The organism is Streptomyces sp. NPDC002130, from assembly GCF_040296465.1.
Taxonomy (GTDB): domain Bacteria; phylum Actinomycetota; class Actinomycetes; order Streptomycetales; family Streptomycetaceae; genus Streptomyces.
In genome coordinates, this window is the sequence record NZ_JBEOXI010000040.1 from 1 (window position 1) to 12,642 (window position 12,642).

Consider the following 12,642-nt stretch of genomic DNA (forward strand, 5'->3'; position numbering starts at 1 on the left):
CATGCCACTCGTGCAGGGCGGTCGTGCGGACCGGGTCGCTCAGCACGCCGCGGTCACGGCCGGCGAGGGCGGCGAAGGAGACCGGGGTGTACGGGCGCCTCCCTGTTTTGTGCCGCTGTATGCGTCAGAGCGAGCGGCGGGCCGCTGCCTCGACGAAGTCCGAGAACGCCTTCGGCGTCACCTTGAAGCCGGCCGCGCCACCACCCGCAAGCTGAAGTAACGCCTACTGCCGGACGCTCTAAGTTCCGGCGCCCGTGCGGTGCTGAGCGGCTGCCTGCGCCTGGCCCTCGAACACGAGTTGCTGCCGGACAATCCGCTGTTCCGGGTGCACTGGCAGACGCCCAAGGCAGTCGAGGAACTGGACGTGCGCAGCGTCGCCACACCCGCACAGGCGCGGGCACTGCTTCGGGGAAGGGGGCCTGAATCCTGGCCGCAGGTTGGCCGCACGCACTGGTCAGAGGTGGGATACCGCCGAACCAGGGTGAGACCCGGTGCATGCAGAAGGGGTGCCTCTCCGGAGAGGACACCCCTTCTGACCTGCAACATCTATGACCTGCGCGGAGGCGGTGGGATTTTAACCCACGGTGACATCGCTACCACGACGGTTTTCAAGACCGACATGGCGCACGGGCCTGCACTGTGGGTGACCTGCAAATACTCGCTCGCCCTCTGTCTACGGTAGGGCCCTGGCCCACACATGGCCCATGCGGAGCTCGATAAGCCTCACGGAGCGGGTCAGAGGTGCCACGATGCGGCAGGTCCGGATAGCCCACGGCCGCCCCCGTTACCCCCGCTCAGGGCGGCCGAATCAGGGCCGTGGCGGCACGCGAAGCGGGACGGGCGAGTCCTGCCCGTCCCATGTCACGTAAACCTGCGGAGGCACAGGGCCACCCAATGTGCCCGTCATGATGAACTCGTGAGCCTCGTCCGGCTGGAGGTCTCGGTCGATCGGTCTATTTCGAACGACAGGCGGCAAGTCCTGTTCAAGCACCGTGACCTTAAGGGCTGGCCCAGTACCGTAGTTGCACAGCCTGTACATGCTGCCCCTCGAGTACTCCACCACCAGCTCGGGTTGCGGGCGGGCCGCCTCAGCGTCCGCAGCACGCTGCTCCTCCGCCGCCAGCCTCTGCTCAGCCAGCGCCGCCTCGGCTGCATTCGCCGAGCGCACGGCTGCCCTGGCCGACTCCTTCCCGTCACCGCGGGCCTTCAGGCTGACAATGAAGGCCCCCGCCGAGAGTGCGCAGGCCACCCACGCCGGTGTGTCTCCCCAGTCCATGGCGGGACTGTAGTCGCTGAAGAGTTCAGCGACTACGGTAGTTGCCTCTAGTCCGGTCCGCTACCTCGCCAATGATCAGCGACGACCGGACTAGGCAGTTTCGTTTGGATCAGTCTGTCGTTGGTCCGGGTGTGCCGTTGACTGACGCGCAGTGGGCGCGGATCGAGCCGTTACTCCCGGACCGGACACCGAAGCGGGGTGGCCGCTGGCGCGACCATCGTGAGGTGATCGACGCCATCGCCTATAAGTTCCAGACCGGCACGCAGTGGGTCCACCTGCCGGAGAGGTACGGCAACTGGCGGGGTGTCTACAACCGGCTGCGGATGTGGGCCGTCGATGGCACCTGGGAGCGGGTCTTCACTGCTCTAGTGGCACAGGCCGACGCGGACGAGGACCTCAACTGGGCCGTATCGGTCGACTCCACGATCGTGCAGGCCCACCAGCACGCGGCCGGAGCCCGCAAAAAGGGGCCCCGGCCGGCGAACCCGATGACCATGCCATCGGCCGCTCCCGCGGCGGACTGACCACAAAGATCCACCTCGCCGCCGATGCCCGTTGCCGACCCCTCGCGTTCGTTCTCACCGCCGGACAAGCCGGTGATGCACCTGCCTTCACCGAGGTCATGGCCCGCCTGCGCGTTCCCCGTCGGCGAGGACGACCTCGCACCAGGCCGGACCTGGTCCTGGCCGACAAGGCGTACTCCTCCCGCGCGATCCGCGAGCACCTGCGCAAGCGGGGCATCCGGGCAGTGATCCCTGTCCCCGCAGACCAGCGCAGCCACCGGCTCCGTCGGGGCAGCCAAGGTGGCAGGCCACCAGCCTTCGACCGCGAGATCTACAAGCAACGCAACACCGTCGAGCGGTGCATCAACCGTCTGAAGCAGTGGCGAGGCATCGCCACCCGCTACGAGAAGACCGCCACCATCTACCTGGCCGGACTCCACATCGCGGGCATCTTCCTCTGGTCCGCCCGCTGATCCAAACGAAACTGCCTAGTCCATCTCGCCCAGTCCTGGAGGCCGACCTCCTGCCTGAATCGGGCAACGTCACGGATACGCCCTGCCCGGATCTCCCCTCGACACGCGCGCACCGACGTCACTCAGGGGCCTCGATCGCCTGAACATCCGTAGACGGAAGTAGGCCGATGGCTCTGCCCGGCTCGCCCTTGATTTTATCCAGGAATTTTTCAGCCTCTTCCTCCCCGAACTGGTTCGCGAGTCGATTGTAAATCTCGTCGGATAGTTCGAGCTTCCGAGATAGCGCCTCAAGCTGGCTAATTTCAGCCCGATCCTTAATGTTCTGAAGCTCGGCAACCGATTGCGCCTCGGTTACCTTTTCATGCATTTTGTTCATATTCTCTTCGTGCTGGCGGTGAGATTTCTTCCGCGCTCTATCCTCTTTGCGATCTGCCCTCCTGGACGGATCGAACACATCGGCAAGCTCGCGAATGGACTCGGCGATTCCTGTGAGACTGATCGTGAATGAGTTGTCTGAATTCAACTGCTCCAATTGCAACCGGGCCGCTTCCTCAATCATCGATTCAAGGGATAGGGTCGCCGCTGCCAGCCCGGCTTCGGGAGCGCTCTCGACAGCTGCTTTGAAGACCACGATCTCCGCTTTGTCGAGCCCACCCTGGTCAATGATGTGAGCTACTGCTGAGACGTCGTAGGCATAATTTAGAGACACCAGGCAATCGGTAACCCACCGGACGGTGGTGTAATTCTCCCCGCTAATTCGCAACGTTGTGGTGCCGATACTGAATCCCATGGACATCCTCCGAGCAACGGCCGATTTCCATCGTAAAGCGAAGGAAAACGAAGCGTCAGCTTACGCGGGAACCCAAGTGGGACCACTCACCGATACGGAGGAATCGGTTAAGCCATTCAGCGCCCGCTGCCCGTGAAGCAGCCCTTCGAGATGGAGGGCTGGCCGGTGCGCTTCCCCGGCGATCCGCTCGCCCTCGCCCCCTCACCGTCAACTGCCGCTGCGGCCTGCGCTATCGCACCGCACTCAAGGGAGAAACGTCGTGCGCTGGATCGTCTGGGCCCTGTGGACCTCCCTGTTCGCCCTATTCGAGACCTGGGAGCTGATCAACCGCAAGGAGGGCAACACCCTCAGCGAGAACACGCGCAGGCTGTTCCGCATCCGCCCGTCCAAGGCCGGCCGCGCGGCCTTCACCGTGGGGTGGCTGGGGTTCTCCGAGTGGTTTCTGTTGCACATACTCACCGAGACGATGTGAGCTTCTAGGACACCGTGATCACCTACAGTTTTTTGCCTGCTTTGACGTCGTCACGGCAGTCAACAGGTGCCTCTTACCAAGGTGAGCATCCTTCGATATCTTTCGAAGGGAATCACTAGTCATGAAACGCTTTGAATTTCCTCTCACAAATATTCCATCGACAGGCGACCACCAGTTCACACCTCGGCGATCAGTAAAATCGGCGGCAATCGGAACCCAGCCGGAGTAGTCGCGAGGCGCCCAGCCGTCATCCCCGCTCAATGTCGCCTTCATGCTGAAGGTCAACTGCGTGCATGCAGGGACGACCACTGGCCCGATCTCAACGTCGTCCACCTCCCTGCTCCGCATATAGTCAAGAATGCACTTAAGGGTGTCCTTCGCGGCCTTACAATTCTCTTTCTTATAGATCGTCGCCCAGACTCGCAAACGCAATCCACCGACGGGGAGGAGGTTTCTGTTTTCGACTGTTATGTTTGCCCCTCCATTCTTACCTGTCCCGCTCGCCAGGACGCGCTGCGCGAAATCGGCTTCCTGTTGCGCTTGCTTCTCCTCATCCTGCTGGCGCCCGTCCTTGTACGTGACGTAGGCCACATAAGTCGTGGTGCACGCAGTGAAAAGCGTGAGCACCGCTGCTACGCCGGCAAGAAGCGTGCCCCATGCGCTGAGCGCTGTATGCCGTTCGGCGCCAGTAGCCGCCGTAGAGGAATCTGCATCTCGGTCGGGGCTCGCTCCATCCGCGCCGTCAGCGACGTCCGCACCGTCGGTGTCGTCCGCACCACCAGCGACATCGGCACCGTCAGCGTTGTCGCCGCTCGCCCTATCATGGTTTACGTCACTTGTGGGCTCCGCCCCACTATCGCTCATTTTCGCCACCCCCGCAGGGGGAGATACCCGCGTGATACTCCATCAACCACTAGCCTTCGCTGTGAGCCCGCGACGCTAAGCAGGTCCGCTGCGCATGGTCCGCCCGCATGCCGAACCGGATCATCAACGCTCTCGCCTCAGTCTTCGAGACCAAGCGCGCCCGCCGCCCGTGGCGGGAGGAACTCCACCTCGTGACTCGAAGGGGCGGTTCGTTGAGACAGGCGGCATCGCCCGCATATGGGGCGGTGGCTTCGCCCGCGTTGAGCCCTATCAGCGGCTCAGCAACCCGAGTTCAAGCTCAGTAGGCACCCGACTCGTCACCGTTTGCGGGGCTCCAAGCGGGGGGCGCCCCGCCCCTCAGTGCTACGTGATGCGCTCTATCAGTGGGCATTTCGCGCAGTTCGAGGGCCAGACGGCACTTGGGTCCCGCGCCACGTAGCCGAGGAGCCCCCGGCGGAGATCCTTACCGCCCTGGAATGGGTCGCCGCCCGCTCCATCAAGGTCAAAGATTTGGAGGACCCCGCCCTCCTCCGTCCCGCCCTTGAAGCCCTCTCCCTCCGTCTGGACGGTGGGAAAGCCGCGGAGAACACCGCCCGACGTAAGCGCATGGTGCTGAGCAACGTTCTTCGCTACACAGTCGAGGAGAAGGGCCTACTCGCCTCCAACCCTCTCCCGCGAGTGGACTGGACGCCGCCCGAGAGTGACGACGAAATCGACTTCCGGTACGTGCCGGACCCACGGTTGGCGCGAGCCCTGCTCGGGGCAGTCCGCGACTCTGGCCCCCGCGGTCAGCACCTCCACGCGTTCTTCGGATGCCTCTACTACGCCGCCATGCGCCCTGGTGAAATCGTCGCGCTCACCGAATCCGACTGCACCTTGCCGCCTAACTCGCCCGATGCCGTTCAGGAGTGGGGCGAACTCCTGCTCGGAGAGAGCCGCCCGGAAGTCGGCGGCGGCTGGACGGATGAGGGCACGTCGTACGAAAAGCGTGGGCTCAAGCGACGTAAGCAGGGAGCGACGCGGACCGTGCCCATCCCGCCCGTTCTCGTGCACCTCCTTCGTCAGCACATCGAGCGCTACGGCACGGCCGACGACGGCCGGCTGTTCCGGGCCTCGCGGGGAGGGCGCGTCCCGTCCACCGAGTACTGCGACGTCTGGGAGAGAGCGCGAAAGGTGGTCCTCACGCCCCGTGAGGTGAAGTCGGACCTCGCCGCCGTGCCGTACTCCCTTCGGCACGCGGGAGTCTCCCTCTGGATCAAGTCGGGGGTGGACCCCGCGGAAGTCGCCGCGCGCGCCGGCCACAGCATCGCCGTGCTCTACCGCTTCTACGCAAAGATCCTTAAGGGCGGTCAGCAGCACTCCAACGACCTCATCTCCCGCGCGCTCGACGAAGGGGAAGAGTCGTGACCCTGGCCCACAGATGGCCCATACGTACTGGTCAACGCTGGGATATGGGCGAGAAAGACTGAGACAGGGTCCATGCAGAAGGGGTGCCGCTCCGGAGAGTGGCACCCCTTCTGACCTGCAACATCTATGACCTGCGCGGAGGCGGTGGGATTTGAACCCACGGTGACATCGCTGCCACGACGGTTTTCAAGACCGTTCCCTTCGGCCGCTCGGGCACGCCTCCCCGCGCCGGCCGTGATCGGCGGCGCGGGGACAAGGGTAACGGGTCGGTGCGGGCGGGTGGGGGTCAGTTGTCGCCGACGCGGGAACCGAGCGTGACGTCGACCGTGTGCTGCTTGCCACCGCGCTCGTAGGTGATCGTGACCTTGTCGCCGGGCTGGTGGGTCCAGATCTCGCCGATCAGGGTGGGGCCGGAGTCGATCACCCGGTCGTCGAGCTTGGTGATGACGTCGCCCGGCTTGAGGCCCGCCTTGGCCGCCGGGCCGCCCGGCTCGACCGGTGCCGCGCCGCCCGCGCCCTGGTCGGTGATCTGCGCACCGTCGGAGCCGTCGTCCAGGGAGACGGACGCGCCGATCTTCGCGTACACCGGCTTGCCGTTCTTGATCAGCTCCTGGGCGACGTACTTGGCCTGGTTGATCGGGATGGCGAAGCCCAGGCCGATCGAGCCCGACTGCCCCGTGCCGAAGCCGCCGTTGCCGGTGGACTGGATCGCGGAGTTGATGCCGATGACATTGCCCTGCGCGTCCAGCAGCGGACCGCCGGAGTTGCCCGGGTTGATCGAGGCGTCGGTCTGCAGGGCGCTCATGTAGGACGCCTGGCTGCCGCTGCCGTCGCTGGAGGCCACCGGGCGGTTCTTGGCGCTGATGATGCCCGTCGTCACCGTGTCGGACAGGCCGAACGGGGCGCCGATCGCGATGGTCGTGTCCCCGACGGCGACCTTGTCCGAATCGCCGAGGGTGAGCGGCTTCAGGTCGGACGGGGCGTCCTTGAGCTTGATGACCGCCACGTCGTAGCCCTGCGCGTGACCGACCACCTCGGCGTCGTACTTCTTGCCGCTCGGGAAGGTCGCCGTGAGCTTGCCGCCGTCCACCGCGTCCGCCACCACGTGGTTGTTGGTGACGATGTGGCCCTGCTTGTCGAAGACGAAGCCCGTGCCGGTGCCGCCCTCGCCGCTGGTGCTCTCGGCCTCGATCGTGACCGTGCTCGGCAGCGCCTTGGCGGCGACACCCGCCGTCGTGCCCGGGTCGCGCTTGACGTCGCCGCCGCTCGCGGAGGCCGAGACCGTCGTCGAACCGGTGCTCTCGTCGTTGTCCTTCGCCAGCACGTACCCGAGCCCGCCGCCCGCGCCGCCCGCGACCAGCGCGGCCACCAGGACCGCTGCGACCAGACCGCCGCGCCTGCGGCCGGGCGCCGGCGTCGGCTGCTGGTACGACGAACCCCAGCCGCCCGAGCCGGACCCGGAACCGCCGTCGCCGTACGGGGCGGTCGGCGGCGGGGGCGGGGGCCAGGACGGGTCGGGGGCGGAAGAGGAGGCGCCGGGGTGGCCGGCGCCGTCCTGTCCCTGGGGGACCTGCCCCTGGGCGTCCTGTCCGTACGGCCCCTGGTGGGCCTGTCCCTGGGGCGCCGGAGCAGCGGGAGCGTCCACCGGCACGGGGGGTGCGGACGGGGCGGGGGGTACCGCGGTGCCCTCGTTCTCGGTGCTCACAGCTTCTCTCCTAGATCCACGGCCGTTTCCGGGGTCGCATGCGTTCACGCTTTCACGCCGGTCGACGGGTCCGGCGCGATACACCTGAGCTTGTCCCTTTGTATGCCGTCAGCTTTTCCCACCGGCCGTCAGGGCACCATAAGCGGTGGCTGTGCGTCCGAGGCCATTCTTTATATAGGTCATTAACGGCGAAAAGGATGCAATCCCAATGCCTCCGTCCGGACCTGCGTCTCCGTCGAGTCCGTCCGACCGGACGCGTACCCGCACTCGGTGGCACCATGACGCGGTGACCCACGCACGACAGCACGTGATTCAAGTCGTCGCCCACCGCGGAGCCTCCGAGGACGCCCCGGAACACACCCTGGCCGCGTACACCAAGGCGATCGAGGACGGCGCGGACGCCCTCGAATGCGATGTGCGCCTGACCGCCGACGGCCACCTGGTGTGTGTGCACGACCGCCGGATCAACCGTACGTCCAACGGCCGCGGCGCGGTCTCCGCGCTGGAGCTGGCCGACCTCGCCGCCCTGGACTTCGGCTCCTGGAAGACGGGCGAGGCCTGGAGGGGACGCGACGAGGAACCCGACTGGGAGCACCGCCCGGAGGACCGCGAGGCGACATCCGTACTCACCCTGGAGCGGCTGCTGGAACTCGTCGCCGACGCCGGGCGCCGCGTGGAACTGGCCATCGAGACCAAGCACCCCACGCGCTGGGCCGGGCAGGTCGAGGACCGGCTGCTGGACCTGCTGAAGCGGTTCGGCCTCGACGCCCCGGTCTCGGCGACGGAGTCACAGGTGCGGGTCATGAGCTTCTCGGCCCGCTCGCTGCACCGCGTGCGTGCCGCCTCGCCGACGCTTCCGACGGTCTACCTGACGCAGTTCCTCTCACCCAGGCTGCGCGACGGACGGCTGCCCCCGGGCGTGCGGATCGCGGGCCCCTCCCTCCGGATCGTGCGCAACCACCCCACCTACATCGAGCGGCTGATGCAGGCCGGCCACCAGGTGCACGTGTGGACCGTGAACGAGCCCCGGGACGTGGACCACTGCGTCGAGCTGGGCGTCGACGCCATCATCACCAACCGCCCGCGCGCGGTGCTGGACCAGCTCGGCCGCTGACGCCCGAGCTCCGGCGCCGGCAACCAGCTCGGCCGTTGACGTCCACCCCGGCGCGACCAACCTCTCAAGTCCCACCAGACCCACGCACACCTCTTGACCCCGCGCGGTGCCGGGCGGGATCCTCCCCTCTCGGCCACACCGATGATTTTCAGCCAGCGGTTACAGGGAGTGCTCCGGCGCGTTCGATCCGTATTCGGTCGTGGTGAATGCGTCCCCGGACGTGGATTGGCCGGTTTCCGGTACAGGCCAATGGGGCATCCACACCGTGGCGTGGGGCGAAGGAGGTCTCGGGGGTGGCGTTGGTGGTGGCACAGGAGGTGCCCACGTCGTCGAGCATGGCCGTTCCCCATGGCCCTGCGGGCGTGGGGGTGGCGAGGCACCGGATGCGTACGCAGTTGCGCGGAGGTGGAGTCGCGGAATCGGTCATCGACGACGCCGTACTGATTCTTTCCGAGCTCTTGAGCAACGCGTGCAAGCACGGCAGACCCCTGGGCGACGCGCTGTCCGGTGACGGTGACGTCCGTGCCGCGTGGCGTGTGGAGCCGGCCGGCCGGCTCGTCGTGGAGGTCACGGACGGCGGCGGCCCGACCCGCCCCGCCCCCGCGACCCCGTCGGTCACGGCGCACGGCGGCCGCGGGCTGAACATCATCACCGCACTCGCCGACGACTGGGGCGTACGGGACGACATCCGCGGCGAGGTCACCGTGTGGGTCATCGTCCACGACGACGTGCACGATCCGGACGCCGGCCACCGCCGCGACGACTTCGCGACGCGCGTCGCCGCCCCCGCGGTCTCCCAGATACCCGGGCTGGACTTCGCGGACGCCTTCGACGACATGGACTGAGACCACCGGGACCGAGCCCGGCGGGGACAGCCACCGACGGGGACCGAGACCGGCGGGGTCCGCGACCGCGGGCACAGCGACCGACGGGGACCAAGACCGCCGGGGGCCGAGCGCGCACGCCGCGCTGAATCGGGTGTTGTCCACAGGACCCCGTCGCCCGGGGCACGAACGGCTAGGCTCGCGAGCGTACGAGACGAGCCGTAACCGGGAGACCCATCGATGGCCAAGAAGCGACCCCAGACGAAGGCCAAGCGCCCGCAGACCACGGGCGGGGCCCGAACCGCAGGTGCTGAGGGAGACGTTCCGGTCGTCGGCGCTCGTGAGCCCTGCCCCTGTGGCAGCGGCCGCCGCTACAAGGCCTGTCACGGCCGCGCCGCCTCGCACGCCGCGACCGAGCTGGTGCACCGCCCCTTCGAGGGCCTGCCCGGCGAGTGCGACTGGGTGGCTCTGCGCGAGCTGGTCCCCGCGGCCACGGTCGCGCTGACCCTCAAGGACGGTCTGCCCGAGGGCGTCCCGGCGGTCACCCTGGCCACGGTCCTTCCCATGGCCTGGCCGGCGCTGCGCCGCGACGACGGCTCGGTCCTGCTCGGCCTGCAGAACGACACCTCCTCCGGCGACATCAGCCGCGACCTCGCCGACACCCTCCAGCGCGCCCTCGAGGCCAAGCCCGGCACGCCCGTCCAGGGCCGCCGCGCCCCGGCCGACAGCCCGCGACTGCAGGATCTGCTCGACCCCGAGGGCGCCTTCGAGCCAGAAGTGCACAGCGGCTTCGAGTTCTGGGTGCCGGACCCGGAGAACGCCACGCCCGACGTGACCGCCTCCCTGGAGCGGGCCAACGCCGCGGCCATCCCGACCGTCAAGCTCCAGGGCGTGGACGCCGCCTACTGGTGCGAGACGCCGGAGAAGAACCATCTGCGGTGGGTCATGCCGCACGCCGAGGAACTGCTGCTGGACGCCCTCGCGCGGCTGCACGCCGCGGGCCGTTCCAGCCTCGGCGAGGGCACCCGCCTGGTGGGTTCCTTCCGCGCCCACGGGCTCACGGTGCCGGTGTGGGACCTGCCCAGCGGGGTCACCGCCGACGACGTGGAGAAGCCCGCGGCGGAGTTCGCCGAGCGCCTCGCCGCCGCCCTGGCGACGGACGCGCCGCTCACCGCCGACGAGCGCCGCGCCCGTGGCGGCCTCACCAACCGGCAGGTCACGCTCAGCTGACGCCCGCCCCGGCGTCCGGCCGGCCGGTCCACCGGCCGGCCCGCTTCCGGCACCCCGTCGTGTCACAACTCCCGGCGGGGACAAGCCAGTCGGTGACCGGAAAGGCGAGTTCGAATTTGCGAACCGCCGATCTCTTGTTACCGTTCCTGTAGCCCGGTTGCTGGTGCATCCCCCGTCGCCAGCAACCGGGTCTTTGCGTCTCCGCTTCCGTTCACGGAGCGCAGCAGCTCCTCAACTACCTGTTCTCACAAGCTAGTTGCTTCCCGAGCGCAGCAGCAGCGGTCCCCGCCCGCCCCGCTCGGCGAACTCCGCGACGGCCGTGTACGCCGCCGGATTCCCGCGCGCGGGCTCCCGGGGCGTCTCGCACGTTCCCGGCTCGTCCTCCGCCTCCACGGCACACGTCATCAGCACCGTGCGGTCGCCGGGGCCCATCAGGCTCAGTGCGGCGTCCAGCGCCTCGCCCGTCGTATTGCGGTAGTAGGTCCGCGCCCAGGTCTGCGCACCCTGCGTCACCACACAGGTCTGCGCCTCGACGCCGTCGGGCGAGGAGAGTTCGGGACCGCAGCGCACGGCGGTCGACAGGCCCTGGCCGAGCGCCGGAAGGCCGGGGGCGTCGGAGGACGCCCCGAGTGCTTTGCCGTCGGCACGCGGGGAAGGCCGTACGGCAGCGGAACCCGACCAGCGGGAGTCGGCACCGGAACCGGACGTGCGGGCGCCCGTGCCCACCGAAACCGCAGCCCGCTTGGCCCTCGCCGACTCCACCGGCCCCGCGGACGCCACCGCCAGCGGCAGTGCGATCGCGCACGCCGCCACGACGCCCGCGAGGGCGAGCAGTCTGGTCTTTCGAGGGTCCCGGGAGCGGCCCCGGGCGTGACGCCGCATGGTTCCGGAACTTAACGCGCCAGGGCGGGCGCCGGGCTCGGCGCGCCCGACAGCCCTAGAACTCGGGCGCGCTCACACCCGTACGAGTGAGGGCTTCGACCACGGCGTCCACCACGGCCTCGACATCGGGCACCCACGGCGAGGCCGAGCCGGGCAGCGGCGCGCGCTCCCAGCGGATCTCGCCCTGGCCCGTCTCGGAAGGCGGCAGCGCCAGGTAGCCGCCCTCGCCGTGGAAGCGGAGCGAACCGGGCACGAAGTCCTTGGCGTAGAGCAGTTCCCCGAGCTGCTCCATGGAGTACGGCTTGACGAGGATCGCCCAGCGGTCAGGGGAGGCGACGACCGGGCCGAGCCGCATGCCCATCTGGTCGAGCGCCTTGAGGGCGCGGGCGGCCGGCAGGGCCGGCAGCGAGACCGCGCAGGGCGCGTGACCGCCGGTGGCCAGCGCGATCGGCGCCGTCGGCCGGTTGCCCCACCACCAGCGCACCATGCGTCCGTCGGTGGTGGCCGCGAGGAGGCCGGGGTCGAAGGGGTGCGCGCCGGGCACCGTGCAGTCGGGGTCGGGGCAGCTGCAGCGGGAGTGCCCCTGCGGGTCCGCCGCCACGCCCGGGAGTACGGGCCACTGCCACTGCGTCGCGTAGGTCAGGGCCGCGTCGATCAGCTCAGGCTTCCCGTCGCTGCGCTGAGACAAGAGCCTGCGTCGCCTTCCGAGGATCTCGCGCATGAGCGCTCGTTCCTTTCCGTTGCACGCCTGGCAACACCGTGGTCCACATCACATCATGTGTCGATCACTTCACTGTGCGTACCTGTTGGCGCATCACACCCCTGCTGGAAGCAAGGGGAACCCCTATGGGTCGAGCTTCGGGCTGCCTCCGCGGCTGTCCCGCCCATACTGCGTCTGTCGAAAGCACGGGCGTGGCGTAGGGGTGGCGAAGTATGGCGTTTGCCGTCGCGCGTATTTCTCTCCGCCTCCGCCACGGGAGGATGGGGCACGGTCGTCGGTGGATAGGACGCCCGGTTCCGTCACCAGGTTCCGGGTGGTTCCCAACCACCCCTGGCCTTCACCGAGTACGTACCCATCACGACCGTTGTGACGCTCCGTCGA

Annotated in this window: 13 protein-coding genes and 2 tRNA genes; 7 read left to right on the plus strand and 8 right to left on the minus strand. The window is 68.2% G+C overall.

The window, feature by feature from the left end; genetic code table 11:
• The coding region (locus ABT116_RS10400; protein ID WP_351630588.1) for a hypothetical protein at positions 1-220 on the plus strand (220 nt) is incomplete at its 5' end.
• A 338-nt stretch (positions 221-558) separates the two neighbouring features.
• Here the strand turns inward: ABT116_RS10400 and ABT116_RS10405 are convergent.
• A tRNA-Ser gene (locus ABT116_RS10405) sits at positions 559-670 on the minus strand.
• 138 nt (positions 671-808) lie between these two features.
• Positions 809-1,276, minus strand: coding sequence for a hypothetical protein (locus tag ABT116_RS10410; RefSeq protein WP_351630591.1), 468 nt, complete (start codon positions 1,274-1,276; stop codon positions 809-811).
• A gap of 71 nt (positions 1,277-1,347) precedes the next feature.
• Here ABT116_RS10410 and ABT116_RS10415 point away from each other — a divergent pair.
• A protein-coding gene (locus tag ABT116_RS10415) for an IS5 family transposase (protein WP_502983848.1) occupies positions 1,348-2,252 on the plus strand; the annotation gives its coding sequence in 2 pieces (ribosomal slippage) (positions 1,348-1,747 and positions 1,747-2,252; 906 coding nt in all).
• A 118-nt stretch (positions 2,253-2,370) separates the two neighbouring features.
• On the opposite strand, the gene ABT116_RS10420 is transcribed toward ABT116_RS10415, so the two are convergent.
• Positions 2,371-3,042: a hypothetical protein gene (locus ABT116_RS10420; protein ID WP_351630594.1), complete on the minus strand. Its 672-nt coding sequence runs from the start codon at positions 3,040-3,042 to the stop codon at positions 2,371-2,373.
• Between the two features lie 259 nt (positions 3,043-3,301).
• On the opposite strand from ABT116_RS10420, the gene ABT116_RS10425 reads away from it, so the two are divergent.
• Entirely contained in the window at positions 3,302-3,514 is a 213-nt protein-coding gene (locus ABT116_RS10425) for a hypothetical protein (protein WP_351630596.1), read from the plus strand.
• Between the two features lie 18 nt (positions 3,515-3,532).
• On the opposite strand, the gene ABT116_RS10430 is transcribed toward ABT116_RS10425, so the two are convergent.
• Positions 3,533-4,378: a hypothetical protein gene (locus ABT116_RS10430; RefSeq protein ID WP_351630599.1), complete on the minus strand. Its 846-nt coding sequence runs from the start codon at positions 4,376-4,378 to the stop codon at positions 3,533-3,535.
• A 510-nt stretch (positions 4,379-4,888) separates the two neighbouring features.
• Here ABT116_RS10430 and ABT116_RS10435 point away from each other — a divergent pair.
• A complete protein-coding gene (locus ABT116_RS10435; protein WP_351630602.1) occupies positions 4,889-5,785 on the plus strand; it encodes a tyrosine-type recombinase/integrase in 897 nt (298 codons plus the stop codon).
• A gap of 136 nt (positions 5,786-5,921) precedes the next feature.
• Here ABT116_RS10435 and ABT116_RS10440 read toward each other — a convergent pair.
• A tRNA-Ser gene (locus ABT116_RS10440) sits at positions 5,922-6,008 on the minus strand.
• Between the two features lie 63 nt (positions 6,009-6,071).
• Entirely contained in the window at positions 6,072-7,490 is a 1,419-nt protein-coding gene (locus ABT116_RS10445; RefSeq protein WP_351630604.1) for a S1C family serine protease, read from the minus strand.
• Positions 7,491-7,776: 286 nt separating this feature from the next.
• Between ABT116_RS10445 and ABT116_RS10450 the strand changes: the two genes are divergently transcribed.
• The 3 genes from ABT116_RS10450 (at position 7,777) to ABT116_RS10460 (ending at position 10,658) form a co-directional block, all read left to right on the plus strand.
• A complete protein-coding gene (locus ABT116_RS10450; RefSeq protein ID WP_351630606.1) occupies positions 7,777-8,604 on the plus strand; it encodes a glycerophosphodiester phosphodiesterase in 828 nt (275 codons plus the stop codon).
• Between the two features lie 206 nt (positions 8,605-8,810).
• Positions 8,811-9,449 carry an ATP-binding protein gene (locus tag ABT116_RS10455; RefSeq protein ID WP_351630609.1) on the plus strand — a complete coding sequence of 213 codons (639 nt, stop codon included), beginning with the start codon at positions 8,811-8,813 and terminating at the stop codon, positions 9,447-9,449.
• 219 nt (positions 9,450-9,668) lie between these two features.
• The gene (locus tag ABT116_RS10460) at positions 9,669-10,658 is read left to right on the plus strand and encodes a DUF5926 family protein (protein WP_351630611.1); all 990 of its coding nucleotides are present in this window, start codon (positions 9,669-9,671) and stop codon (positions 10,656-10,658) included.
• 252 nt (positions 10,659-10,910) lie between these two features.
• Here ABT116_RS10460 and ABT116_RS10465 read toward each other — a convergent pair whose 3' ends face one another.
• Both ABT116_RS10465 and ABT116_RS10470 read right to left on the minus strand, forming a co-directional pair.
• Complete coding sequence (locus ABT116_RS10465) at positions 10,911-11,540, minus strand: hypothetical protein (RefSeq protein ID WP_351630614.1); 630 nt, start codon at positions 11,538-11,540, stop codon at positions 10,911-10,913.
• Positions 11,541-11,595: 55 nt separating this feature from the next.
• Positions 11,596-12,261, minus strand: coding sequence for a bifunctional DNA primase/polymerase (locus ABT116_RS10470; protein ID WP_351630616.1), 666 nt, complete (start codon positions 12,259-12,261; stop codon positions 11,596-11,598).
• Between the last annotated feature and the right edge of the window lie 381 nt (positions 12,262-12,642).